Origin of the sequence: Streptomyces sp. NBC_00076 (assembly GCF_045041235.1) — a bacterium.
Classification (GTDB): domain Bacteria; phylum Actinomycetota; class Actinomycetes; order Streptomycetales; family Streptomycetaceae; genus Streptomyces.
In genome coordinates, this window is record NZ_CP108242.1 from 10,333,312 (window position 1) to 10,358,048 (window position 24,737).

Genomic DNA, 24,737 nt, shown 5'->3' on the forward strand with positions numbered 1-24,737 from the left:
TCGGCACCTGCCGACCGGCCCCGGCGCCTGAGTCGAAAGGCGCATCGGGGCCGGACTCATGGCGCGCAGGGCCGGACGGCCCAAGCGGTGCAGACGGTCGGTGGACACGCTGGATCTGTGGGGCAATCTCGGCACTCGACCAAAGGATGGTGAGGAGCGCATGAAGGGCTTCGTCTTCCACGGCCCCGGGCAGTCCGCCTGGGAGGAGGTCCCGGACCCTGCCATCAAGGAGCCCACCGACGCCGTCGTGCGGGTCGACACCGTCACCATCTGCGGGACGGACCTGCACATCCTCAAGGGCGATGTGCCCGAAGTACGGCCGGGCACCGTCCTGGGCCACGAGGCCGTCGGCGAGATCGTGGAGGTCGGCAGCGACGTTCGGACCGTCCGTCCGGGTGACCGTGTGCTGGTCTCCTGCATCAGCGCCTGCGGCCGTTGCCGTTACTGCCGTGAGGGCAGCTACGGCCAGTGCCGGGGCGGCGGGGGCTGGATCCTCGGCCACCTGATCGACGGCACCCAGGCCGAGTACGTCCGCGTCCCCTACACCGACCTGTCCGTGCACGCGCTGCCCGGCGGGGTCGAGAGCAAGGACGCCGTACTGCTGGCCGACATCTTCCCGACCTCCTACGAGGTGGGCGTACTCAATGGGCGGGTACGCCCCGGTGACACCGTCGCCATCGTCGGAGCCGGTCCCATCGGCCTCGCGGCGATCACGACGGCGCGCCTGTTCGCGCCCGAGAGGATCGTCGCCGTCGACCTGGTTGCGTCCCGGCTGGAGGCCGCCAGGCGACTCGGCGCCGACGCGGTGGCCGACGCCCGCGAGGACCCCGAGCAGCTGATCGCCGATCTCACCGACGGTCTCGGCGCGGACGTGGTCATCGAGGCGGTCGGCGCGCCGGAGAGCTTCGAGCTGTGCACGCGCATGGTGCGGCCGGGCGGCCACGTGGCCAATATCGGCGTCCACGGCAAGCCCGCCACACTGCACCTGGAAGACCTGTGGATCAAGAACGTGACCATCACCACGGGTCTGGTGGACACCCACTCGACGCCCACCCTGCTGCGCATGGCGGCCGCCGGCAGGCTGCCGACCGCGGAGCTGGTCACCCACGCCTTCCCGCTGGAGCGCGTGGAGGAGGCGTACGAGGTCTTCGCCCGGGCCGCCGACACCGGCGCCCTCAAGGTGGTGCTCGGCGGGCCGTCGCACGAAGAGGTCGCCGTCCGGGCGGCCTGACGAGAGGACGTGACGGGCCATGACCGAACAGACACAGGCGAACGCTACGGACAGCCCACCCTCGGGTGACCTGGGCCGCCGAATCGCCGCACGCCGCGTTCAACTCGGGCTGACGCGAGAGGAGACGGCCGCCCGAGCGGGCATGGCCCCCACCTATCTGGCGCACTTGGAGCAGCATCCTGGTGCCGGGCCGAGCCGGGGCGCCCTGCTCACGCTGGCGGCGGTTCTGCGGACCCGGGTATCGGCGCTCACCGGCGGCGATGCCGAGGTGCCACCTGGTCCTGGACAGGCCGCTCGTGCTCCCGAGTTCACCGAGCTGAGCAGGACCGAGTGTGCTGACCTGCTCGCGACACACGGTGTGGGAAGGCTCGCGTTGTCCACGGACCAGGGCCCCGTGATAGTCCCCGTCAATTACAGCGTCGTCGACGGCAGCGTCGTCTTCAGGACCGCCCAGGGCGCGACGCCGTCGCTGGCGTCCGGCTGCCGGGTCGCGTTCGAGGTCGACCGCATCGACGACGTGTTCAGCCAGGGCTGGAGCGTGCTGGTGCGTGGCCACGCACGCATGGTGACGGACCCCGGCGAGGCGCAGCGGCTCGCACGACAGGCGTACAGCACGCCGTGGGCGGGGGGCCGTCGCGACGTGTGGGTGCGCATCGAACCGTATGCCGTCACGGGACGCCGGATCGAGGTCTGAACCCGGCCCTTCTCAGGGAAGCCAGGGACCATCGGTCCCTGGCTGAGGGTTTCCTCACCACGTCAGGATGGGCCAGCGCAGGACGGCTTTGTCAGGTCAGAGACGAGAAGGCAGATGTACGCCAACGACGGATTCCGCGAACTCGACCGGCAGGAGTGCGTGCGCCTGCTGGTCCAGGTGCCTGTGGGGCGCATCGTGTACACACGGCAGGCGTTGCCCGCCGTGCTGCCGGTCAACTTCTGCCTGGACCGCGACGGCGCGATACTGGTGCGCACCTCGGCCTCCTCGGAACTGGTGAGCGCGATCGACGGAGCCGTGGTCGCCTTCGAGGCCGACGAGGTCGACGCCGCCGCCCACTCCGGCTGGAGCGTCGTGGTCACCGGAGCGGCCACCCTGGTGACCGACCCGGCCGAGCACGCACAGCTCCTGCGGACCGGGCCGCGTTCCTGGGTGCCGGCGCCGCTGGAGGTCTTCCTGCGCATCGACCCGGAGCTGGTCACCGGGCGCCAACTCTTTGGCGGCCCCACCCTGGACAGCGTGCGCCTTCCCTCCTGAATCCCGATCACCAGGTACGTCAGGGCCGCAGTCCTGGCCTGGACCGAACGGCCCTTGCGGCTGGGGCCGTTCGGCGCACTTCCGCAGGTTCTCTCGGTTTCTCGGAGCGGCCGGACACCGTCCGGCTCGGTGCCGGTGGAGAGAAAGGCCCGGTAGGCGTCGGTGGTCACGTTGAAGCCCGGCGGGACCGGAAGTCCCAGCGTCGGGACGGGACGGCCAGGTACTGTCGGTCCCCCTCCGCTGGGCCGATCGGCCGTGGCAGGAAACCCGGGGGACCCGGCCCGGTCCGCTACCACCCCAAGCCGCCGGCCATTACCGTGGCAGTTGACCGGACCGGTGCCTGTCCGTGCGTCAGGGGACCTGGAGGAGCGCAGGTGGGAAGCCCCGAGGAAGCCCGCGTACGGCTGCCTCAGCTGCGGCTGGACGAATTGCTGGAGCAGTTGCAGGCGCGGCTGGACGCGGCCCGCGGCACCCGCGACCGGGTGCACAGCCTCCTGGAGGCGGTGCTCTCGGTCGGCCGGGATCTGAACCTGGAGCAGGCGTTGTACAGCATCGTGGAGGCCGCGGCCACCCTGGTGGACGCGGAGTACGCGGCCCTGGGTGTGATCGGACCGGACGGCAAGCGGCTGTCCGCCTTCCACACCATCGGAGTCACCCATCAGCAGATCGACCGGATCGGCCCCTTCCCGGAGGGGCACGGCATCCTCGGAGAACTGATCAGCCACCCCGAGCCCCTGAGGCTGGTGAAAATTTCCGAACACCCCTCCTCGTACGGCTTTCCGCCCCACCACCCGCCGATGAACACGTTCCTCGGCGTCCCCATCCGCGTGCGCGACCAGATCTTCGGCAACCTGTACCTGACGGAGAAGCGGGGCGGGCTGCAGTTCGACGAGGAAGACGAATCGGTGCTGGCGACCCTGGCCGTCGCGGCCGGCGTCGCGATCGACAACGCCCGCCTGTACGAGGACTCCCGGCTGCGCGAGCGCTGGCTGGGGGCCAACGCGGAGATCACCCACAGCCTGATGTCCGGCCGCCCGCACACCGAGGTCCTCGGTCTGATCGCCGAGCGGGCCATTGAGATCACCGGGTCGGCCCTGGCGGCGGTCGCGCTGCCCATGGAGGACACCGGGTCACTCGCCGTGGAGATCGCCGTCGGGATGGACGCCGAGGCGCACCGGGGACTCGTACTGCCCCTGGACAGGAGCCTGATGGGGCTTGCCTTCTCCGGCGCCGCACCGGTCACCAGCGGGGACGTCGGCCACGACGATCGGATCTCACTGGAACCGCCGCGTTTCGGGGGGCTCGGCCCCGCCGTCGCGGTGCCCATCGGCACGGGCGAGGCGGGTGCACGAGGTGTGGTCCTGCTGGCGCGGGAAGCCGGTCGGCAGGCGTTCTCGGCGACGGAGACCGAGACCTTGCAGGCCTTCGCCGCGCAGGCCGCCGTCGCGATGGAGCTGGCGGAACGCCGCCAGGACGCCGAGGAGGTCGCGGTGCTCAAGGACCGCGACCGGATCGCCCGCGACCTGCACGACCTCGCGATCCAGCGGCTGTTCGCCACCGGTATGACCCTGCAGAGCGCGGGCCGCTTCATCGAGCACCCGGAGGCCTCCGAACGCGTGGCGCGGGCGGTGGACGACCTGGACGAGACCATCAAGATCATCAGGTCGACGATCTTCGGCCTGCGCACGCGCGGGGGCGCCGGGGAGGCCGGGCTGCGGGCCCGCACCGTACGGGTGGCCGGGGAGGCGGCGCCGCTTCTGGGCTTCGCTCCCAGTGTGCGGATGGAGGGTCTGCTGGACACCGACGTGCCGAAGGAGATCGCCGACCACATGGTGGCGGTGCTCTCCGAGGCGCTGGCCAACGTCGCCCGGCACGCCCGTGCCGACCGGACCGAGGTGGTCCTGGCCACGGACGGACGGGAGGTACGGCTGTCGGTCACCGACAACGGCGTGGGCATCCCGGCCGACGGCCGCCGCAGCGGGCTGAGCAACATGGCGGAGCGCGCCGAGCAGCTGGGGGGCCGACTGGAGCTCGGCGAACCCGAGGGCGGCGGCACCACGCTGGTGTGGCGGGTGCCGTCGAGGAAGCTCTAGGAACCGAGGTGCGCGGCATCCGCCCCGACCGACCCGCGGTCCCGCGGGCCTAGGGTCTTTCGTTTGGATCAGGCCGGATCAGGGTGCGGTGCCAGACCCCGCGAGCCCGGCATGATCCAAACGAGAGGCCCTAGTGGCAGGGGTCAACGGCTCGCGGAGTCCAGGGCCGACTGGAGTGAATCGTGGTAGCCCTCGCTGGTGTACGTGGCTCCGGAGACCGTGTCGATGTCGGCGCTCTGGGCGGTGAGCGCCTCTCTGGTCAACTGCGGGATGGCGTACGCGTTGATCTGCTGATCCCTCGGGTTCTCCTGCGGGTAGGTGACCGCGGTGACGTCGGTGAGCTTCCCGTTCTTCAGCGTGACGCGGACCTGGACGGGGCCGTAGCGGGTCTGGACCGAGTCCCCGGTGAGGGTCTGGGTGCCCGTGGCCGAGCCGCTCGATCCGGTTGCTCCACCTGACGTGCTCGAACTGCTGGGTGGTGCGGGAGACGTGGCCGTCCCGGTCACGGAGGGCGTCGTGTGCGGCTTCAGCGACAGCAGCAGCACCATCCCGGAGACGGTCGCGGCGCTCGCCAGCACGACGCGGCGCAGCGGACGGTTCTTCCTCAACGTGTGCAAGACGGCCTCACAGCTCGAAGGACTCGTGGTGGATACGGCGGTCCGGAACCCCGGCGGTGCGCAGCGCCTCGTACAGGTCCCGCGCGAACCCGTGCGGGCCGCACAGGTACACGTCATGGGCGTCCAGGTCGGGCACGGCCGCGCGCAGGGATTCGGCGGTGATAATCGGGCGGTGACCGTGCGGACCGTTCAGGGCGTAGAGCACCTTCGCTCCGCGCCACCGTGCGACGGCCTCCAGTTCGCCGCCCAGAGCGAGGTCCTCGGCCGTGCGCGCGCGGTACAGGAGGGTGACGTCGCCGGGCAGCGTCTCGAACAGGGCCCGCAGCGGGGTGATGCCGACACCGCCCGCGACCAGCAGGGACTTGTGCGAGGTCTGACGGTCGGCGGTCAGCGCCCCGTAGGGTCCCTCCGCCCACACCCGGGTGCCCGGCCGCAGCAGGGCGACGGCGGCGCTGTGGTGGCCGAGCGCCTTGACGGTGATGCGCAGCAGGTCCGGGCGCGGCGGCGCCGACAGGGAGTACGGGGTGGAGGTCCAGCGCAGGCCCTCGGTGAGGAACCGCCAGCGCAGGAACTGTCCCGGCCGGGCACCCACCTCGTGCAGTCGTCGACCCCATACGACGACGGAGTACACGCCCGGCGCCTCCCTGTGCACGGAGTCGACCCGCAGCCGGTGACGCAGGTTGAGCCGTACCGGCGTGAGGATCCGGAACCACCCCACCAGGGCCGCGACGCCCAGGTACAGCGCGTACCAGGCCGCCTGAACGGGCCGACTGCCGACGAGGTCGGACCCCAGGGCGAGCTGGTGGCCGAAGGAGAGGAAGACCGCGGCGTAGGTGAGCAGGTGCAGGTAGTACCAGAACTCGTGGCTGACCCGACGGCGCACCGCGCCGGCCGAGACGAGCCCGACCGCGAAGAGGATGACGGCGCCGGCGGTGGCCTTGAGCATCTCCGGGTAGTCCAGGACCACGGTGAGGGTCTCGTCCAGGATCGAGGAGCCGTCCTGGGCCGCGTATCCGAGCAGTATGAGCACGACATGTGTCACCAGCAGGCAGATCGTGTAGCGGCCCGCCCTCGCGTGCCAGCGCGCCACCCGGTCCGACCCGATCCGCCGCTCCAGGAGCGGGACACGGGCCATCAGAGCGACGAGGACGGCGCAGGCGTATCCGCACAGCAGCCCGGCGATCCGCCCGGCGCCGGTCAGCCGGCCCGCGGTGCCGACGACCGACCCGGTGTCGTGCCACCACAGGGCGAGCACGGCGCCGGCTCCGCCCCACAGGACGGCGAGCACGGGGCCGGCGGGGGAGCGCCGTGGTGCAGGAGGCGCTGGGGCGACCCTTCGTTGCGCGTACGCCGTCGTCATCCGTATGTCCCTTCGGCTGTCCGTACGTCCTGTCGGCCGTCCGGGACGACACTGTGCCGACGCAACCTCTGAGCCCGCTCTCAGCGCGTGGTGGGCGGTGCGGGCCCCGCCGCAGGTGGGAAGGGCCGCCGAGCCGATCGGAGTCGACGGGTGGCGCGGCGGACTCACAGCGAACTCAGAGGTCGGGAAAGCGGCCCGGGACACGGTGAGACCGCATCCTGGTACGTGAGATGAACACTCCCCGCCACCGCGGCTCCGGCCGCCCCGCGCTGACCCGGACCGACGGCGCCCCGCTCCGGGTCCTCGTCGTCGACGACGACCCCGACCTCGCGGAGGTCCTCTCCGGTGCCCTGCGGTACGAGGGCTGGGAGGTACGCACGGCCGGCGACGGCGTGTCGGCCCTCGCCGGGGCACGCGAGCTGTTGCCCGACGCCGTCGTCCTCGACGTCATGCTCCCGGACACCGACGGCTTCGCCGTGCTGCGCTCGTTGCACGCCGTGCGGCCCGACGTGTGCGTGCTCTTCCTGACCGCACGGGACGCCGTCGAGGACCGTATCGCGGGCATCACGGCGGGCGGCGACGACTACGTGACGAAACCCTTCAGCCTGGAGGAGGTCGTGGCCCGCCTGCGCGGACTGCTCCGCCGTGCCGGCATGGCCCGGCAGACCGAGGACGGACCGCGGCTGACGGTCGGCGACCTGGTCATGGACGAGGAGGCCCGTGAGGTCACCCGCGGTGGCGAGCTCATCGAGCTGTCCCCGACGGAGTTCGAACTGCTGCGCCTGCTCATGCGCAACCCGCGACGCGTGCTCAGCAAGGCAAAGATCCTGGACCGCGTATGGTCCTACGACTTCGGCGGGCAGGCCCATGTCGTCGAGCTGTACATCTCCTACCTGCGCAAAAAGGTGGACGCGGGCCGCCCGCCCATGATCCACACGGTGCGAGGCGCCGGTTACGTGCTCAAGCCGGTCGCCCGGTGAGGGCGGGGCCGCGGCAGCGTCTCGCGCGCGATCCGCTGCGGCCCGGGGCGAGGCGGTGGCTGCCGCGCCCGTCCTGGCCGCACACGCTGCGGGCGCGGCTCACCGTCGGCCTCGTCGTGCTGCTCGCGGTCAGCTGCGCGGCCGTCGGGGTGGCGGCGGTGGTGGAGCTGAACGGCTTTCTCACCGGCCGTCTCGACCAGCAGCTGCGCGAGACGGGCGCACGGTTCCCGGCAAGCCTGGAGCACGGCGGCAGCCTGCCGTCGGACCACGACGGTGACGAGGACGGCGACGGTGACACCCGCCGGCAGACCGTTGGAACCTTCGGCGCCCGGCTGGTCGGCGACACGGTCACCAACGCCGCGGTGGTGGCGTCCGGCAGCGGTACGGGCACGGTGACCGTCTCACTCGGGGCGCAGGACAGGAGACGGATCGCCGGGCTGCCGGCCGACGACGAGGGGCACACCACCGATCTCTCGTCCTTGGGCGAGTACCGCCTGATGGCAGCCCAGGGCAGGGACGGCGACATCCTGATCACCGGGCTGCCCATGGAGCCCGTGGAGGCCACCGTCCACCGGCTGGAACTCGTCGCCGCGGTCGTCTTCGGCGCGGCGCTCGCCGTCGCCGGTGTCGCGGGAGCGCTGTGGGTGCGCTGGTCGCTGCGACCGCTCAGCCGGGTGGCCGCGACCGCCACCCGGGTCAGTGAACTACCGCTCTCCAGCGGTGAGGTGGCGCCCGCGCCACGCGCGCCCGAGAGCGACCCGCGCAGCGAGGTCGGACGCGTCGCCGACGCCTTCAACGCGATGCTCGGCCACGTCGAGGACGCGCTGACCAAACGGCACGCCAGCGAGGAACGACTGCGCAGCTTCGCCGCCGACGCCAGCCACGAGCTGCGCACGCCCGTGGCATCGGTCCGCGGTCACGCGGAACTGGCGCTGCTGCACCCGGGCCCGGTGCCGGGGAAGGTGGTGCGGGCCCTGGAGCGTATCGAGGCCGAGGCGGCCCGCATGGGCGAGATGGTCGACGACCTGCTGCTCCTCGCCCGCCTCGACGCGGGCCGCCCCCTGGAGCGCCTGCCCGTCGACCTGACCCGCCTGGTCCTGGACGCGGTGACGGACGCGCAGGCCGCGGGCCCCGGACACCGCTGGACGCTGGAACTGTCCGAGGAGCCGGTGACGGTGCCGGGCGACGCCCACCGGCTCCATCAGGTGCTGGCCAACCTGCTGGCCAACGCGCGCCTGCACACACCCGTCGGCAGTACGGTGACCATCTCGCTGGAGACCGAGGACAGCACGGCGTTGCTGAAGATCCACGACGACGGTCCGGGCGTCGCCGGGGATGTGCGGCCCAGGGTCTTCGAACGCTTCACCCGCGCGGACCGCCGCCGCACCGAGGACGCGGGCGCCGGTGCCGGCACCGGCCTCGGTCTGTCGATCGTGGCGGCGGTGGCGGAGGCCCACAGCGGAAGCGTCACCCTCGCGAGCCGTCCTGGATCGACCACGTTCACCGTACGGCTCCCCACCGACGTCGGATGATCGCAAGCCGTCGGAGCGGTGATCACGGGCGCTCCTGAGCGGCGGTCGGCTCCGAGCCGCCCTGGTCGAGGCGGAACGGTGGGTACGTGTCCGTCATCAGAGCTGCGTAGGCGCACACTCGCAGGACCCACCGGTCGAGACCGATGATCAGATCGAACAGATCCTTCGGATACTTCTCGGTGAAGGCCAGGACCACGGCCGCGATGACCGTCAGCAGGGTGATGAGCCCGCCGGACCACCAGCCGACGTGGGCGCCGCCGAGGAAGAAGCCGAGGACCATGTAGTGCGGGATGGCCAGGAGCCACCACTTCACCAGCACCAGGCCGCGGGAGAGACGCTCCGGGTAGGCGATGTCCAGCCGTGCCGGGTAATCCGGTTCCTCGCCCAGGCTGAACGGCGGGTAACGGTCGGTGCCCAGGGCGTCGTACGAGTAGAAGGCGACCCGCCAACTCCAGCGCAGCACACCCAGGTTGAAGTCGAACAGAGAGCGGGGATAGCGCTCGGTGAACAGGATGGCGAAGAACGCGATCACGGTCACCACGGTGAAGGCGATCCAGAGGAAGAACAGCACGATGTAGTGCGGAATGGCGAGGATCCACTTCACGAGCCACAGCCATCGGGACAGTGGCGAGTCGATACGCGCGTTCACCTGGACCGGCTGGCCCGGGAATCCGACCGGAGACGTCATGGTCATCAGCTCCTTCGCCCCGACGGTTGAATCGAGGGGGTGGGCTCATGACCAGCCTGACTGCTTCCGCGCGACGCCGCGAGGGCAGCGTGGACCGGCCAGAGAGGAGGTGTTCCTGCGCAGGCGCCGACCGGTCCCGCATCACGTGGCCTTGGGCCCCCACTGAGGTCCGACCTGAGCCCACTCACGGCCCCACTGTTCGTATCGCCCCTGGTCGAGCCGCCACTGCGCGAGGCGTCCGGCGGCGAGCGTCAGACCCCCGAAGGTGAGCGCGGCCCCGGCGCCGAGCAGGGCCGCCTCGGCGGCCGCCGCACCCGCGGTGGGCGGCTCTGCCGCGAGCTGACCCTGACTGTCCATCCAGACCATGACTCTTGATCCGGGCTTGTGCCCGGAGCCCACCAGGGTCCAGCCGGTACGGGTGGAGCCGTCCGACACCGTCCAGCGGACTTTCGCCCGGACACGTTCGGAGGTCGTGGCTTCCCCTGTCGACACCGCTCCGGCCGTGTTCTCCACGAGGACGGCCGGAACCGAGTGGCGCTCGCGTCGCAGTTGAGCGAAGGAGTCCTCGGCCGCGTGGGCCGCCACCACGCCGACGAGGGTGCCGCCCACCGCGATGACCGTCCAGACGACGAGGACGATCCAGGCCTCGACGATGTCCGCGTGCCGACGCAACGGATTCCTCCGCCACCGCCAGCACCTCCGCGTCGTTCGCGTTGCCTCGCGCATGGGCCGCACCTCCTCGTCGTCCCTGAGAGGAAGGTGACACCCGGGAACGAGCGGCGCTGGGGCCGACCGGACGACACCGTGGGGCCGGCCGGTACACCCCTCACCTCCAGCCTTGGACTGTTCGCGCTGGTGCGCAAGCGGTGGCAGGGGCCTCCGGAGCCGCGCCCCGGCAGCGCTGCCGCGGGCGCTGCTGCGGGCCGGGTGCGGGCCCGGTCGTCGGGCTCGTCGTGGAAGCGCGCGCTCGGTGCGTGTTTTGCTGGCCCTGAAGCGTCCCGCCCGTCCCGCTAGGGGGATCGCCCTGGCCGTGCGGACAGCCGTCCGCACGGCCAGGCGGGAGAGACGTGGCGGTGCGCGAGCCCGCCGACGCGCGGCTACCGCGGTCGCATCAGGTCCAGGTCGGCACCCCACGCGTCCAGCACCGCGCCGTGCCCGGCCCGGCGGGCCACGGCCTCGACCTGGACGAAGAGACGACGCTGCGCGGACACCTCGCCCGTTCCCGAGATGTGGTCCACGGCATCGAGCAGCTTGCCGGTGTCCCAGCCGGGCAGCGGGAATCGGGCAAGTTCCCATTCCGGTACTTGTTGTAGGGGCGGGGGCGGGGGCGGGGGCGGGGGCGGGGGCGGGGGCGGGGGCGACGGTCGAGCGCGAAGAGCAACTCCAGCAGAGACCGGATGCTGTCGGCGGCGTCGAGTCGGGCCGCGAGCGCATGTCCGTCGCGGTCGTTCTTGACCGAGCGGTAGAGGGAGTTGGCGTAGGCATCGAGCCACGCGCCCGACTCCCGGAAGGCTTCGTCGGCGTCGAGCCGTGCCTTGCCTGCCAGGATCCGGGCGATGCCTCCGTCGAGCCGGTCGAGCACGACCCGGGCGTGGGCGAGGGTGTACCGCTCGAAGCCCCCGGCACCGCGGAACTCGTCGAGGGAGAGAACGACGAGGTCGAGTTCCGGGGCGCGGTGCCCCGTGAACCGGGTGAGGGGCGTCGTCGCGCCATCGGCGAGAACGACGTACAGGTCGTGGTCGGAGTACTCGGTGGTCATGCCCTCGTGGGCCCGGGAACCCTTGAGGACAAGGCCGAGGACAGCTGGATCAGCGGCGGCGAGCTCGACGAACGCGTCGTAGGCGATGGGCTGCTGAGCAGTCATTGCGTGATCTCCGGTGGTGTGACGACGGGTATGCCAACCGGGCGGCCCCACTCGGATCGGGGTCACCCATACCGTCTGCGGCGGCGTTCGGCCGCCGCCCGGAAGATCAACGCACGTGCGGACTCTACCGCCCGGCCGTCCGAGAGGTCTCGCCCTTTCGGTCGTGAAAGAGGGGGCGGGCGACGTGCCCGCCTCCCGCTCACGCCGCGACCAGGCACCGCAATCGCGGTCACGCCAGGACCCCTGGAGCAGGTCGCGTGGCACCGTGTGCGGCCTCGTGCGGACTCGTCCGGGAAGGAGCGCGACCTCTCAGCGGCACCGGCGTGTGTTGAGCCGGGCGGCCTGGCGGGTCAGGTGGTCGCGCTCGGCGAGGTTGGGTGCCTTTCGGGCCGCCTCGGCGTACAGCTGTGCCGCCGTTGCCAGGTCTCCGTCGCGTTCGTGGAGGTACGCCGCCACCGCGGCGTGGCGGGGCAGTGACTCGTCCAGCGCCGCCAGCGCCTTCAGGCCGGCGCGTGGTCCGTCGGCTTCGCCGACGGCCACCGCGCGGTTGAGCCGGACGACCGGACTGTCGGTCAGGCGCGCGAGTTCGTCGTACCACTCGACGATCTGCACCCAGTCGGTCTCCTCGGCGGTGGGCGCGTCGGCGTGGAGTGCCGCGATGGCGGCCTGGGCCTGGAACTCGCCCAGCCGGTCGCGGGCCAGGGCCCTCTGCAGGATCTCGACGCCCTCGGCGATCACCGCGGTGTCCCAGCGGCCGCGCTCCTGCTCGGCGAGTGGCACCAGGCTGCCGTCGGGGGCGGCCCTGGCGGCGCGCCGGGCGTGGTGGAGCAGCATGAGGGCGAGCAGCCCCGCCACCTCGGGGTGGTCGATCGCCGCCGCGAGCTGCCGGGTGAGCCGGATGGCCTCGGCGGCGAGGTCGACGTCGCCCGAGTAGCCCTCGTTGAAAACCAGGTAGAGGACGCGCAGCACGGTGGCGACGTCGCCGGGCTGGTCGAAGCGCACGCTGGAGACGGTGCGCTTTGCCCGGCTGATGCGTTGCGCCATGGTTGCCTCGGGCACCAGGTAGGCCTGGGCGATCTGGCGGGTGGTCAGCCCGCCGACAGCGCGCAGCGTGAGGGCGACCGCGGACGACGGTGTCAGCGACGGGTGGGCGCACAGGAAGTAGAGCTGGAGCGTGTCGTCCACCGCGGGCGTGGGACCGGGCGCCGGTTCCTCGTCGACAAGGTCCTCACGCCGACGGCGGGCGGTGTCCGCGCGGGCCTGGTCGAGGAACCGGCGCCAGGCCACGGTGACCAGCCAGCCCTTCGCATCCCGTGGCGGGTCGGCCGGCCAGACGCGGACCGCCTCGACCAGCGCGTCCTGGACGGCGTCCTCGGCCGCCGCGAAGTCGGCTCCGCGGCGGACGAGGATCCCGAGGACGCTCGGTGTGAGGCTCCGGAGCAGTACCTCGTTCACGGCAGGGGTCACTCCGTGATGGTGGGCGGCTCGGTCAGGAAGGGGCGCAGTTCGAGCCACTCGTGGATCGGCTGCCCGCCCGCCCCGGGGGCCGCCGACAGCTCCCCGGCCAGCTCGACGGCGCGGTCGTAGCTGTCGACGTCGATCACCATCCAGCCGGCGATGAGGTCCTTGGTCTCGGCGAACGGTCCGTCGGTGACCGGCGGGCGCCCCTCGCCGTCGTACCGGACCCACTTACCCTCGGGCGCGAGAGCCTGACCGTCGACGAACTCCCCGCTCTTCTCGAGCCGGGCCGCGAAGTCGTTCATGTACTGCACGTGGGCCGAGATCTCCTCCTGCGTCCACTGGTCCATGGGGATGTCGTTGACCGCAGCAGGGGCCCCGCGGTAGTGCTTGAGCATCAGGTACTTGGCCATCGTGCTTCTCCTCGGTGCTGGTGCGGCCCATTGTGGTCGCGTTCACTGCAGGGACGGAGCCGGACACGGGTTCTCGACATCGGCAGCCGACTTTTTTTGGCTTTTTTTCAGGCGGAACCTGAGTGAGCTGTCTCGCGGCGTCCGGGTCCACTCGGTGTGACTGGGCGGGACCTTTTCGTGTGTGCCCGTTCTGTGACATGAACGGCGCCCATCGCGGCCCGGACACCGCTAGCGTCGGGCCCCATGATCGTATGGCTCAACGGCACGCACGGCGCAGGCAAGACGACGACCAGTGCACTCGTGCAGCAACTCCTTCCGGATTCACGGGTGTTCGACGCCGAAAAGGTGGGTGAGGCGCTCATGGACATCACGCCCGGGCTGCCCTCGACGGACAACTTCCAGCACTGGCCGCCGTGGCGGCCGCTCGTCGTCGAGACCGCCCGCCGCGTACTCGACTACACCGGCGGCACCCTGGTGATGCCCATGACCGTCCTGGTCGAGCAGTACTGGCGCGAGATCAGCACGGGCCTCGCCCAACATGCCATCCAGGTACAGCACTTCGTCCTCCATGCCGACCAGGACACCCTCCGCGGGCGCATCGCGGGCGACACTGTTGTCGGCCCCAACTCCTCGTTCCGTCTCCACTACCTTGAGCCCTACGCCGAGGCGGCCCGCACATGGCTGCACGCCGAAGCCGAGGTCGTCGACACCACGCACCTCACTCCCGCCCAGGCCGCCCTGCGGATCGCGGAAGCCGTCAAGAGCTGACCTTCACGACGCTGCTGATGTGGATATCACCTGTACTGAACACACCGCTGTACCGAACACACCGCCGTACTGAACACACCGCCTAGGAACGCCCACGCCCCACCATCGCAACGGCCGTCCCGATCCCCGCGGCCAACAGCCCGAGCCCGCCGAAGATCAGCGGCAGCAGCCACAGCGAGACGAACCCGTTGATCCGCGCGTCCTCGGGGGAATCGGCGTGGTACAGCACCTCGACCCGGTCGCCCTCCTCGTACGACGGTGGATTGGAACCCGTCGAGTTCCGGAACGTCCTCTGCGTGCCGTCCGACGACGTGAACTCGACCACCGGGTACGCATGGGGCTCGTTGTTCCCACGCTGTTTGCGAGACGCACTGCTGTAATCGTTCCGCCAATCCAGGGCCACCACTGTGCCCTTGGCGCGCTCCGCATCAGACAGGAATGAGACCGACACCCCCGCCAGGATCAACCCGATGACCAAGAACAGCGACCCGAACCCGATCGTCCCGAACGCGATCCACTGGCGGGCACCCCACCTACGCACCTGCAACTGCACGACGTCCCTCTCACTTGTCCTGACAGGGAGGGACGCTATCCCAGGCACCCTGGTCGCAGCCCTCCCGCCCCGGGCGGTCCGGCGTCGTTCCGCCTTCAGGAGTCGTCGGATCCGGACCCTGCCGCCCTCATCTGACGGAGCGGCGCCGCAGGAGCGCCGAGTTGCTCGGTCGGGAGGCGGCGGACCGCGGGATCGGGTATCGACGTGACATGTTCAAGGCCCTTCGCCGGAAGAGGCAGGCGGAGCCGATCCGTGAGCGGATAGGGTCTGTCCGGCCATGCGTCGTTCAGCGGCCCAGGACACCGGTATCGGTTTCGCGGCGACGCGGAAACCCCGGTTCGAATCCGGGCCATGGCCACCTCCGCCCACGAGGGGACCCAAAGTGCGCGGCACTGGCCTCATCGGCAACGGCCTCATCCGCACCGGCCTCATGTGCTCCACTGATCACGCCGGTTTCTTGGTTTGTCCGCCGGGATCTTTCTTCCCCCGCTCGTTCCCACCGTCGTGGAGCGGCGGGTAGTGGTCACCAGCGGTGATCTTGGACACCATCTCGGCGAGCATCCCGACGGCGCGCACGATCTCCATCTGGGTCCGGTCGCGCTCGCTGACGGCTGCCCCGACCAGGAGCGCCGTCAGTGACGAAGAACCGTTGAACGCCTGCAAGGCGATCATGGTGCTGAGCAGGTCATGACCGGCGAACGGGCCAGATCTCTCGGCAGCGGCGACGATGGCAAAGATCGACACGTACAGGGCGCAGGGGGCGGCACCGGCCAGCTGGAAGCGGAAAGCTGCCCAGATCAGCAGCGGGAAGCCGAGGAAAATGAGCGGAGTGTCGGCGGTCTCGAGGAAACCGACGCCGACCGTTGCCGCCACAAGGAGCAGCCCCTCCGCCCAACGCGACGGCGGAACCCCCTTGGGCCGGCGTGCGGAGTGGAGAACGAGCAGAACCGGGGTGACGAGCAATACGCCCATCGCGTCGCCGGTCCACCACACCGACCACGTCGGCCAGAACTCGTCTGCGCTCAGCACACCGGTGAGGGCGAGGGTCCCGCTGCCGATCGTCGCGCTGACCAGCATCCCGGTGAACGCACCGAGAAAGATCAGTGCAAGCGCATCCGGCAAACGGTCCAATTGTTTGTGGAACCCCGTACGGCGGAGCAGTGCGTACGAGCAGAGGGGCGCGATGGTGTTCCCCAGCACGATCGCGAGCACGGCCGGGATCGATGGCCCGAGCGAGACATTGACCAGGAAAGCCCCCAGCGCGATCCCGGGCCAGACCCGAGGGCCGCGTAGGAGCAGGGTCGCCACGGCGATACCGGTCGGCGGCCACAGCGGCGTGACCTGCCCGCGCACCAACTGCTGGAGCAGTCCCACCCTGGCCGAGCCGTAGTAGAGCGCGGCAACGACGCACATCTCCAGGACAGCCAGGCCACCGCGACGGAGCCGCTCCTCCCGCGCGACAGTCATCGAGCGACCTCCGCATCGACATGGCCCCGAGTCCATCATGCGTCGGGTGGCTCGGATCCTCCACGGCACCGCTGAGATGGACGTTCGGCTCCGTATGGCAGAGCGTGTCTGCGTCGCGCAGCCATTTTCGCCGTTCCACGTGCGTGGATCGTCGCCGCGCCGACCGAGGCCGAGACCCCACGAGAGGGTGGCCGACACATGTGTGCGTCAGGTGTGCGGGGTTCGCAGGGCGAGGATGGCCATGTCGTCGTGACCGTCGCTGGGGTGGTGATCGGCCAGTGCTCGAACGAACTCGTCCAGGGGCAGGGCGGCATGTTCGGTGCAGAGCTCGGCGAGCTCGGCGAGACTCTCGTCGATGGGGTGGCCCGGGTGTTCGACCAGCCCGTCAGTGAAGAAGACCACGGTGGTGTCCGGGGGTAGGAAGCGGGAATGGTCGGGGCGGGGGTGCTCGGGGTCGACGCCGAGCGGTAGCCCGGGCTCGGCGAACAGGTATTCCACTCGGCGCCCAGGCCAGATCAGCAGTGGTGGGACGTGGCCCGCGGAGCTCCAGTGAAGTCGCCAGCCCGGCCCCTCCGGCGCGATGCGCGCGAGGATGGTGGTGGTGACGGGATTGTCCGTCATGGCCTGCAGAGCGCGGTCGAGCTGGGCAAGGACCGCTCCGCACGGACTTCCCTGGTCGAACAGGAGAGCACGCAGCATGTTACGGGTGGCGGCCATGGAGGCGGCTGCCTGCAGATCGTGGCCGACCACGTCACCGATCACGACCGCCACGACGTTGTCGGGCAGCGGGATGGCGTCGTACCAGTCCCCACCGAGTTGCGCGGGCTCGGCTGCGGGCCGGTAGATGGCGGCGGCACTGAAGGGCCTCAGGTCGGGCAGCGCCGGCAACAGCAGCCGCTGGAACTGCTCGGCTCCGAGGCGAACCCGTTCGAACAGGCGGACGTTCTCGATCGCGATGCCGGCGGCACTGGCCAGGGCAATGACGACTTTCTCGTCGTTGACGTCGAAGGGCTGTCCATCGTGCCGCTCGGACAGATAGAGGTCACCGTAGATTTCGCCGCGCACACTGATGGCGACGCCGAGCAGGGTGTGCAGGTGCGGGTGGCGGGGCGGGAACCCCACGGACGACGGATGGGCCGAGATGCCGTCGATCCGCAGGGGTTCGGGGTGGCGGATCAGGTGCCCGAGGACACCCAGGCCGCGAGGCAGGCCGGTCTCGGCCAGATCAGCGCGTTCCTGTTCGGACAGACCGGAGGCGATGAACTGCTCCAGGTACTCTCCGGATTCGTTGAGTACGCCCAGCGCTCCGTAGCGGGCGCCGACCAGGTCCATGGCGGTGGTCACGATACGGTGCAGCACCGCGGACAGCTCCACCTCCCGGCTGATGGCCACGACGGCGTCCAGCAGGCCCTGTAGTCGGTCCATGGCGGCCAGCAGTGCCCGCAATTGCTCGTCGACCCTGCCCAATTCGTCGCGCAGACGCACGTGCAGGTCGACGGGGTGCGGCTGGCCCGGTCGTCTCCCTTCCTCCTTTCCTGCCATCACGAGCGTCCACTGGCCGAATGTTCCGCAGTGGTCACCTTCACCCGGCACCCATCGATGCCGGGTGAAGGGAACGCCTGGAGCGGGTTGAGCCCCTTGCCGCGGAGGGATCTCACGGAACTCGGCGACGGGGCGACATCGGTCTCGTCAGGTCTGCCGGACATGCGCTCCGACAGTGTCGGGTCCGCCCGCAGGACATGAGGGATCCGCTCGTACAGCTCTTCACCAGAGCGGTACATTCCGGCCTCCTGACGCGACCCTGATCAATCGAGAGCACAGCGTGGCACGGTCGAAAACGCCAAACGGTCATTACTCCAAGAGCGGCATGCCACACCGGGCCGCGCCGGCCGAGGAGCAAGAAGCGACTGGAGGCCGACGTTACCCCCAGGACAGCCGACGTTACCCCCAGGACAGGGGCAAGCCCACACCAACAACCACGAATACCAAAACCTGCACTGCCTGTTTCGGGCAGTCCGACCGCATCTTCGACATCGGGGGGGCGTCGGGTTGGAAGGGTCGTGAAGGCGAGGCCGCCGGGTGAACGAGGCCATCAAGCTTCGGGACGGCATCCGGGACGGGCCTGGCCCTGGTGGCCCCTTCGATGCTGAAACCGGACCTCCACAAGGCGAGGTCAAGTAGCCGCTCTCCGGCCGGAGTTCAGCACACCGGCGGGAACGTCGGTCCCGTCCGCCTGGGCCGGCGCCTGTCCGGCCCCTGGGAGCCGTTCTTCACCGGGTGGACTTGACGAAGGCCACGGCGATGGCACCCAGGAGCGCGAATCCCGCGGCGCTGAGGTAGAGGGCCGCGTAGTTGGAGCCGCTCCCCATGGCGAGGAACAGGGGCGCGATGGCGGGCGCGACGCTCTGCGGGAGGGCGTTGGCGATGTTGAACAGTCCCATGCCCTTCGCGGCGTCGGTTTCGCTGTTGGGCAGGACGGAGACGACCAGCGCGTAGTCGACGCCCACGTAGATGCCCTGGCCCACACTGGCAACGGCGATACCGACGACGAAACCGGTCACGCTGGAGGAGAGGGCGATGAGGACCATGCCCGCGCCGAACACCAAGGACGCCACCGCGATGAAGATCTTGCGGCGCTGGAGCTTGTCGGACAGCCATCCGCTGATATTGCTGCCGACGACGACGCCGACCGCCAGGACGAGCATGGCCCAACTCAGGATGGACGCGGCCTGGTCCGCGGTGTAGCCGAGGTGGTCCATGAGGAAGTACGTCTTGTAGGTGAGCAGCAGCGCCTTGCCGGTCCAGACGAGAAACCGGCTGACGAACGCCCATGCGAAGTCACGGTGGCGCAGGGGATTGATCCACATGCTGCGCGGGATCTCCCGCCACGACATGGGAGCCACCTCGTCCTTGCCGCGGGGGATCTCCCTCAGGTAGAAGACGAAGACGACGACCAGGACCAGGCCCAGCAGTGAGGGCACGACGAACATGGTCAGCCCCTGGGTGCCGGTGACGGTGACCAGGAAGGCTCCGCTGACCGTGGCGACCTGGTTGGTCATGCCCATCAGGCCGGAGACGGTACCGCGGCGTTCCTTGGGTACGCGGTCGGGCAGGACGGCGATGAGGGCGGCCATGGCGGCGTTCAGCGCGACCTGGGTCAGACACCAGCCGACCAGAACGACGGGAAGGCTGGGCGCCATGCCGATGACGACCAGGGACGCGCCGCCCACGACGGCGCCGGTGATGATGAACGGACGCCGTCGGCCCCAGCGGGAGGTACAGCGGTCGCTGAAGTGCCCGAAGACCGGGTTGGCGACCATGGCGAATATCGCGCCGACGCCCGCCACCAGGGCCAAGGAAGAGGCCTTGTTGTCGGGGTCGAGGTCCGCGATGCGCAGGGACAGCGTGACCGAGGCGGGCGTGAGCAGGGCGATCCAGACGCCGATGATGGCGAGGATGTACAGGGCGGTGAAGCCACCGCCCACACGCTGGCCGGTGAGCCGGGCCGAGCGTTCGGGTGCGGTCTCTCCGCTGTCGGCCGCGGCGGGCGCGGCATGGGGTGCGGGTGCGGACACGGGGACTCCTTTGTCGAGCGTGAGGGAACGGGCCTGGGGGCGCAAGAGGCGAGACCGAAGGGCTCACGGGGCCGAAAGGCTCGCGGGGCCGAGGTGTGCACGGGACGAACGGTGTGCGTCCTCGGGCTGGGCGGGCCGAGCTGAAGGTGCTCATGGCCGGCCGGGTGCCCCGGAGTGGATCGGCGAGAGAGCCGACCGGGGCGGAGACTTCCGCCGGGGGAGGGGCGGGGAGGGGGAAGCGACCGGCGTCAGCGCCGGTCGGCCCCGGCAGCGGCGGGTCGGCGGGTCGGCTGCTGACCGAGGAGGGTGACGGCGTCGCGCACGAGGCGGGCCTTCGCCTGTTGCGCCGCGGTGGTCAGCGACGTGACCGTGTCCTGGTGGGCCTTGAGATCACCGGCTGCCTCGGTGGCCAGTTCCGCACGCCGGGCGGGGCTCGTTCCGCCGTCGCTGTGGCGGCTGTCGACGAAGGTCTGCACGTCGAGGATGTCGCGCAGACGTTCCGGGCTGTAGTCGCGCAGGGGGCCGTCGGCGAGATCGGGACGGATCGTCGCGTCGGTCGCGCCGGCCGCTTCGTGAGCGGTGATGAACCGGGCGACCGTCTCGTGGGCGGCGCGGAAGCTCAGTCCTCGGGAGCGCACGAGGTCGTCGGCCAGGGCGCTGGCAGTCGACCAGTGCCGACCGGCGGACTCGCGCAGCCGTTGGACGTCGGTCTCCAGCGTGGACACCGCATGGGCCAGCAACTGGACGGCGCCCGCCGTCTCGCGGCAGTACCCGGGCAGGCGGTTGTGGACGTAGCCCTGGTCGGCGTCGGTGGATGTCGCGAAGTGCAGCAGCCCCAGTTGGCTCGCACCCCACCCCGCCGCGTCTCCGGCCAGGCCCCGGATGCGTTCCAGCACGATCGGGTTGCGCTTCTGCGGCATCATGCTCGACGTGCCGCACAGCGACGCGTGCAGCCGTACGAGAGCGACCTCGGAGGACGACCAGTAGAACAGGTCGGACGCGCACCTGCTGACACCGGACAGGGTCAGGCCGAGGACCGAGGCGAGTTCGGCGCCGGCGTCCAGCGCGGACAGCCCCGCGTCCCTGGCGTTGCGCACCGGGCGGGTGAAGCCGAGGTAGGCGGCCGTGGTGTGCCGGTCGATGGGCCAGTCGGTGCCGCTGTGCGCGGCTCCGCCCAAGGGGCATTCGTTCAGCCGCTCGTACAGCTGCGCCATGCGCGCCAGGTTCCGTGACACCGACCAGTAGTGGGCGTTGAAGTAGTGGCCCAGCGTTGTGGGCTGGGCGTGCTGGAGATGGGTGTATCCCGGGGCGATCACCGCGTCATGCTCGGCGGCCGCCTCCAGCAGGACCTCTCCCAGGCGCAACAGTTCGCTCATGACGTGCAGAAGCGCCGCGCGGTCGGCCATGCGTACCCCGGTGGCCTTCTGGTCGATGCGGCTGCGTGCCCGTTGGATGTCCAGGCCCTGCGGACCGCACTGCTCCTCCAGGTACCTCTCCAGCTGCAGGGCGATCGTGCCGATCGCCGCGTCGCCGTCCAGTGCCTGCTCCGCGTCCCCCTCCAGCAGGCGCAGCAGCGCCCCGACCAGCTTGCGGCCCTGCTCGGGACCGAACACCTGCTGCTGGGTCAGCATCAGGGCGTGCGCCAGGTCGATGCGGACGAAGTGCTCCGCGGCGGCCACCTCGTCTTCCAGTTCGACTCCGTTGACATGGTCGACCAGCGCCTTGTCCGGGCTCGCGCCCAGGCGGCCGTCGGTGAGTAGGGGTTTCATGGATCTGATCTCCCGAACGATCGATTGTTTCCCGCCATGTAAACGTCAACATGGCTATGTAAACGTCAACACGGCCTCAGTGTTAAGGTCGCCCTTGGAGCATGTCAACGGTTACATCGCGGTGAATCTGCTCAGGATTCACATCCGAGGGGGCACGATGCCGAGCAGTGCGGAACAACGAGTCACCCTGCGTGACGTCGCGACGGCGGCCGGCGTGAGCACCGCCACCGTGACCCGGACGCTGCAGAACTCCCCCCGGGTGGAGCCCGACACCCGCCAACGCGTCATGGAACAGGTCCGGCGCCTCGGCTACTCGCCCAACCCCATCGCACGCGATCTGCGCTACGGACGCCGGGAGGGAGCCGTCGGACTGGTCACCGCCGGCTTCACCAACCTCTTCCAGGCGGGCGTCGCCTCCGGCGCCGAACGGGAACTGCGCCGGGCGGACCTGCAGCTGATCATCGGCTCGACGGATGACACCCCCGAGCGCGAACCAGAACTGGCCCGGGCCATGATCGACCGCCGAGTCAGCGCGCTGCTGATGATGCCCGACGGCGACCACCGCGACTTCCTCGCCCCCGAGCACACGTACGGCACCCCCGTGGTCCTGGTGGGCCGTCCCGCGACGGGACTTGCCGCCGATGTCGTGATGACCGACGACGACCAGGCCGTCCAGCAGGCCACCGAGCATCTCATCGAGCTTGGACACCGTCGTATCGCCGCGCTCGTCGGCCGCCTGGACAGCTTCCGCTCCGCCCAGCGCCTCAGCGGGCATCGCGCCGCTCTCGCCCGACGCCGACTCCCCGAGGACCCGCACCTGACCGTCGGCGACCTCACCACCCCCGCACAGGCCCGCGACGCGCTCACGCGACTGTTGTGCTCGCCCTCACCGCCGACCGCCGTCCTCGGCCTCAACCTCGGCATCAGCACCGGCATCCTCATCGAACGCCTCGCCGGACACCACACCTTCGCCTTCATCGGTCTCGACGAGAACGAGCTTTCCAAGGGCCTCGGCGTCTCCGCCGTCGTCCGCGACCCCCAGGAAGTCGGCCGCCAGGCAGCGCGCCTGGCCATCGACCGCATCGCCGACCCCGACCGGCCACCCCGTACCGTCACCGTCCCCAGCACCCTTGTCCATCGCGGCACCGGTGAAGCGAAACCCGCACGCAGCGGAGCCTGAGGCCAGGGCCGAACAGGGCCGTCACCCCACGTTCGCCTTCGCGCCGATCACATCAGGGGTGCCGCAGGCGTCGGATGACGGTCGGACGGGAAATTCGGTCGACAGGCGAGCCCGCGACGCACTGTCATGGCTTCGACTGCCCGACGTGTGGAGCGGGCCGACTGGGAGCGGGACTTGGCAACCGAGAGAACCGCGGACACCCGTCCGGCGATCAATGTGGAACTGGTCCAGCGCCTGGTCGATGCGCAGTTCCCGCAGTGGGCCGAGCTGCCTCTCGAACTGCTCGACCCAGCCGGGTCGGACCATGTGATCTACCGGCTGGGCGAGGAGCTGACCGTCCGGCTGCCCCGTCATGCGGGCGCCATCGGGCAGGCCAGGAAGGAGTTCGAGTGGCTGCCCCGGCTAGCCCCACACGTGCCGCTGGCCATCCCGGAACCCGTGGGAGTGGGTGAGCCCGACTTCGGCTACCCGTGGCCGTGGGCGGTGTCCCGCTGGTTGCACGGCGAGGTCGCCACCGTCGAGGCGTTGGCCGGCTCGTCGCGGACTGCCGTCGAGCTGGCGGAATTCCTGACCGCCCTTCAGCGGTTCACGCCCGCGGACATCCCGGTCGGGGCCGCCCGCGGGGACCTCACCGTCCAGCCACTGGCCGACCGCGACCGCGCTACACGGGCCGCCATCGCGGAGGTTGACGGCCGATTCGACACCGCGGCCATGACCGAACTGTGGGACGCGGCGCTGGGCGCCCCCGGGTGGGACCGCCCTCCGGTCTGGTTCCACGGTGACTTCCACACCGGCAACCTGCTGACCGTCGACGGCCGCCTCAGCGCGGTCATCGACTTCGGAGGGCTCGGCATCGGCGACCCGGCCTGCGACTTGACCATCGCGTTCACCCTGATGTCGGCCGGGAGCCGGGCTGCCTTCCGGGCCGCGCTCGGCGTGGACGACGCCACGTGGACCCGGGGCCGCGGCTGGGCTTTGACCACCGGTCTGAACGCCTACACCTCCTACGCCGCCGTCAACCCCCGGGTCGCCGCATCGACCACCCGGCAGATCACCGAGGCGCTGATCGGCTGAGCAGTCAACTCTGACCGGGAACTCTGACCGGGGTGGAACCTCATGCGGAGGGTTCACCGCGGATCGAGCGGGACGACCGAAAGCGCGGAGATCACGCTCGGTTCCGGCGCTGGTCGCCGCTGTGCCGGCGGAGTCGGCCGGTGTGCCGGGCGACGTCGTCGACGCGCGCCGCGAGGTCGGGGTGGCGGGGTGCCAGGTAGGCGTGTGTCGCTGTCAGGGGACCGACGAGGGCGGCGGCGTCGTTGTCGGCGAGGGCCGTGGTGAGCTCGGTGAGTGGAGCGCGGGCGGCGGCAGGGAGGTCGGTGAGCGCGGTGATCTGACCGATGAGTTGTCGAAGGTCCGCGGCATTGGCGCGGGCCCAGGCGGTGACCGTGCGGTCGGCGGCGCGGCGGTCGCGGGTGGCCTGTCCGTTGCTCGCCCGTGGACCCAGGATTTCCGGGGCGTACGCGCAGGCCCGGGCTGAGGAGTCGCTGCGTGCCGTGCTGGCCGCCTTCGGCCGCCAGCTCACGGGTGATGAGCGCGTGGAGCTCGCGGCCAGGCTGCCGCACGAGGCCGCCGTCACCTTCACATCCGGGATTCCGGCCACCGAGCCCCTCACCGGCTGGGGTTTCGTCAAGGACCTGGCGTCCAGCACCGGCGGCACGGCGGCCACCACCCGCTGGACACCGGTACCGTCCTTCGCGTCGTGGCCCAGCTCGCCGGTGAGGAGCTCCTCAGCCGTATCCTCGCCCAACTCTCCTCCGGCTACGCCCTGTTGTTCGGCCGCGCCGAGCTGATCCAGGCGGCCTGACGCGCGGGATGACGTGCCGGCCCTGGGATCTGCCGAGCTGTTGCCGCGTGCGGCGTCGTTCTCCACCCGTCCGCTG

20 protein-coding genes, 1 tRNA gene and 3 pseudogenes are annotated in these 24,737 nt (G+C 70.6%); 11 read left to right on the forward strand and 13 right to left on the reverse strand.

The window, feature by feature from the left end; all coding sequences use genetic code 11:
- Positions 1 to 160 precede the first annotated feature (160 nt).
- From OHA64_RS46070 to OHA64_RS46085, 4 genes are all read left to right on the forward strand, one after another.
- A complete protein-coding gene (locus OHA64_RS46070; RefSeq protein WP_405623257.1) occupies positions 161 to 1,231 on the forward strand; it encodes a zinc-dependent alcohol dehydrogenase family protein in 1,071 nt (356 codons plus the stop codon).
- Positions 1,232 to 1,250: 19 nt separating this feature from the next.
- A complete protein-coding gene (locus OHA64_RS46075; protein ID WP_405623259.1) occupies positions 1,251 to 1,925 on the forward strand; it encodes a helix-turn-helix domain-containing protein in 675 nt (224 codons plus the stop codon).
- Positions 1,926 to 2,039: 114 nt separating this feature from the next.
- On the forward strand, positions 2,040 to 2,480 hold the full coding sequence (locus tag OHA64_RS46080; RefSeq protein ID WP_405623261.1) for a pyridoxamine 5'-phosphate oxidase family protein: 441 nt from the start codon (positions 2,040 to 2,042) through the stop codon (positions 2,478 to 2,480).
- Between the two features lie 374 nt (positions 2,481 to 2,854).
- Entirely contained in the window at positions 2,855 to 4,573 is a 1,719-nt protein-coding gene (locus OHA64_RS46085) for a GAF domain-containing protein (RefSeq protein WP_405623262.1), read from the forward strand.
- A 143-nt stretch (positions 4,574 to 4,716) separates the two neighbouring features.
- Here OHA64_RS46085 and OHA64_RS46090 read toward each other — a convergent pair whose 3' ends face one another.
- Together OHA64_RS46090 and OHA64_RS46095 are read right to left on the reverse strand one after the other, a co-directional pair.
- Positions 4,717 to 5,190 carry an FMN-binding protein gene (locus OHA64_RS46090; protein WP_405623263.1) on the reverse strand — a complete coding sequence of 158 codons (474 nt, stop codon included), beginning with the start codon at positions 5,188 to 5,190 and terminating at the stop codon, positions 4,717 to 4,719.
- Positions 5,191 to 5,197: 7 nt separating this feature from the next.
- On the reverse strand, positions 5,198 to 6,550 hold the full coding sequence (locus tag OHA64_RS46095; RefSeq protein ID WP_405623265.1) for a ferric reductase-like transmembrane domain-containing protein: 1,353 nt from the start codon (positions 6,548 to 6,550) through the stop codon (positions 5,198 to 5,200).
- A 230-nt stretch (positions 6,551 to 6,780) separates the two neighbouring features.
- On the opposite strand from OHA64_RS46095, the gene OHA64_RS46100 reads away from it, so the two are divergent.
- The gene (locus OHA64_RS46100) at positions 6,781 to 7,530 is read left to right on the forward strand and encodes a response regulator transcription factor (protein WP_405623267.1); all 750 of its coding nucleotides are present in this window, start codon (positions 6,781 to 6,783) and stop codon (positions 7,528 to 7,530) included.
- Between the two features lie 35 nt (positions 7,531 to 7,565).
- The gene (locus tag OHA64_RS46105; RefSeq protein ID WP_405624397.1) at positions 7,566 to 9,062 is read left to right on the forward strand and encodes a sensor histidine kinase; all 1,497 of its coding nucleotides are present in this window, start codon (positions 7,566 to 7,568) and stop codon (positions 9,060 to 9,062) included.
- A 22-nt stretch (positions 9,063 to 9,084) separates the two neighbouring features.
- On the opposite strand, the gene OHA64_RS46110 is transcribed toward OHA64_RS46105, so the two are convergent.
- The 5 genes and pseudogenes from OHA64_RS46110 to OHA64_RS46130 form a co-directional block, all read right to left on the reverse strand.
- The gene (locus OHA64_RS46110; protein WP_405623268.1) at positions 9,085 to 9,756 is read right to left on the reverse strand and encodes a DUF4389 domain-containing protein; all 672 of its coding nucleotides are present in this window, start codon (positions 9,754 to 9,756) and stop codon (positions 9,085 to 9,087) included.
- 135 nt (positions 9,757 to 9,891) lie between these two features.
- Positions 9,892 to 10,422 (reverse strand): hypothetical protein, encoded by a 531-nt coding sequence (locus OHA64_RS46115; RefSeq protein ID WP_405623269.1) that lies wholly within the window; start codon positions 10,420 to 10,422, stop codon positions 9,892 to 9,894.
- Positions 10,423 to 10,847: 425 nt separating this feature from the next.
- Positions 10,848 to 11,614: pseudogene (locus tag OHA64_RS46120) on the reverse strand (hypothetical protein).
- Positions 11,615 to 11,923: 309 nt separating this feature from the next.
- Positions 11,924 to 13,069 (reverse strand): RNA polymerase sigma factor, encoded by a 1,146-nt coding sequence (locus OHA64_RS46125; RefSeq protein WP_405624399.1) that lies wholly within the window; start codon positions 13,067 to 13,069, stop codon positions 11,924 to 11,926.
- 8 nt (positions 13,070 to 13,077) lie between these two features.
- Positions 13,078 to 13,485, reverse strand: coding sequence for a YciI family protein (locus tag OHA64_RS46130; RefSeq protein WP_405623270.1), 408 nt, complete (start codon positions 13,483 to 13,485; stop codon positions 13,078 to 13,080).
- 243 nt (positions 13,486 to 13,728) lie between these two features.
- Between OHA64_RS46130 and OHA64_RS46135 the strand changes: the two genes are divergently transcribed.
- Complete coding sequence (locus tag OHA64_RS46135; protein ID WP_405623272.1) at positions 13,729 to 14,253, forward strand: ATP-binding protein; 525 nt, start codon at positions 13,729 to 13,731, stop codon at positions 14,251 to 14,253.
- A gap of 82 nt (positions 14,254 to 14,335) precedes the next feature.
- On the opposite strand, the gene OHA64_RS46140 is transcribed toward OHA64_RS46135, so the two are convergent.
- Positions 14,336 to 14,806: a DUF3592 domain-containing protein gene (locus OHA64_RS46140; protein WP_405623274.1), complete on the reverse strand. Its 471-nt coding sequence runs from the start codon at positions 14,804 to 14,806 to the stop codon at positions 14,336 to 14,338.
- Between the two features lie 273 nt (positions 14,807 to 15,079).
- Here OHA64_RS46140 and OHA64_RS46145 point away from each other — a divergent pair.
- Positions 15,080 to 15,164: transfer RNA gene (locus tag OHA64_RS46145), tRNA-OTHER, on the forward strand.
- Between the two features lie 86 nt (positions 15,165 to 15,250).
- Here OHA64_RS46145 and OHA64_RS46150 read toward each other — a convergent pair.
- From OHA64_RS46150 to OHA64_RS46165, 4 genes are all read right to left on the reverse strand, one after another.
- The gene (locus OHA64_RS46150; protein ID WP_405623275.1) at positions 15,251 to 16,219 is read right to left on the reverse strand and encodes an MASE1 domain-containing protein; all 969 of its coding nucleotides are present in this window, start codon (positions 16,217 to 16,219) and stop codon (positions 15,251 to 15,253) included.
- 261 nt (positions 16,220 to 16,480) lie between these two features.
- Positions 16,481 to 17,815 (reverse strand): PP2C family protein-serine/threonine phosphatase, encoded by a 1,335-nt coding sequence (locus OHA64_RS46155; protein WP_405623277.1) that lies wholly within the window; start codon positions 17,813 to 17,815, stop codon positions 16,481 to 16,483.
- 728 nt (positions 17,816 to 18,543) lie between these two features.
- Positions 18,544 to 19,848: an MFS transporter gene (locus OHA64_RS46160; RefSeq protein WP_405623278.1), complete on the reverse strand. Its 1,305-nt coding sequence runs from the start codon at positions 19,846 to 19,848 to the stop codon at positions 18,544 to 18,546.
- Positions 19,849 to 20,096: 248 nt separating this feature from the next.
- Positions 20,097 to 21,617 (reverse strand): argininosuccinate lyase, encoded by a 1,521-nt coding sequence (locus OHA64_RS46165; protein WP_405623279.1) that lies wholly within the window; start codon positions 21,615 to 21,617, stop codon positions 20,097 to 20,099.
- Positions 21,618 to 21,774: 157 nt separating this feature from the next.
- On the opposite strand from OHA64_RS46165, the gene OHA64_RS46170 reads away from it, so the two are divergent.
- On the forward strand, positions 21,775 to 22,797 hold the full coding sequence (locus OHA64_RS46170) for a LacI family DNA-binding transcriptional regulator (RefSeq protein WP_405623281.1): 1,023 nt from the start codon (positions 21,775 to 21,777) through the stop codon (positions 22,795 to 22,797).
- Positions 22,798 to 22,971: 174 nt separating this feature from the next.
- Positions 22,972 to 23,871 carry an aminoglycoside phosphotransferase family protein gene (locus OHA64_RS46175; RefSeq protein WP_405623283.1) on the forward strand — a complete coding sequence of 300 codons (900 nt, stop codon included), beginning with the start codon at positions 22,972 to 22,974 and terminating at the stop codon, positions 23,869 to 23,871.
- Between the two features lie 91 nt (positions 23,872 to 23,962).
- Here OHA64_RS46175 and OHA64_RS46180 read toward each other — a convergent pair.
- Positions 23,963 to 24,323 (reverse strand): annotated as a pseudogene (locus OHA64_RS46180) (type III effector protein); the annotation flags it as partial.
- Here OHA64_RS46180 and OHA64_RS46185 point away from each other — a divergent pair.
- Positions 24,282 to 24,661, forward strand: a pseudogene (locus tag OHA64_RS46185) (DUF2267 domain-containing protein). The pseudogenes OHA64_RS46180 and OHA64_RS46185 sit on opposite strands and share 42 nt — an antisense overlap.
- The last annotated feature ends 76 nt before the right edge of the window (positions 24,662 to 24,737 follow it).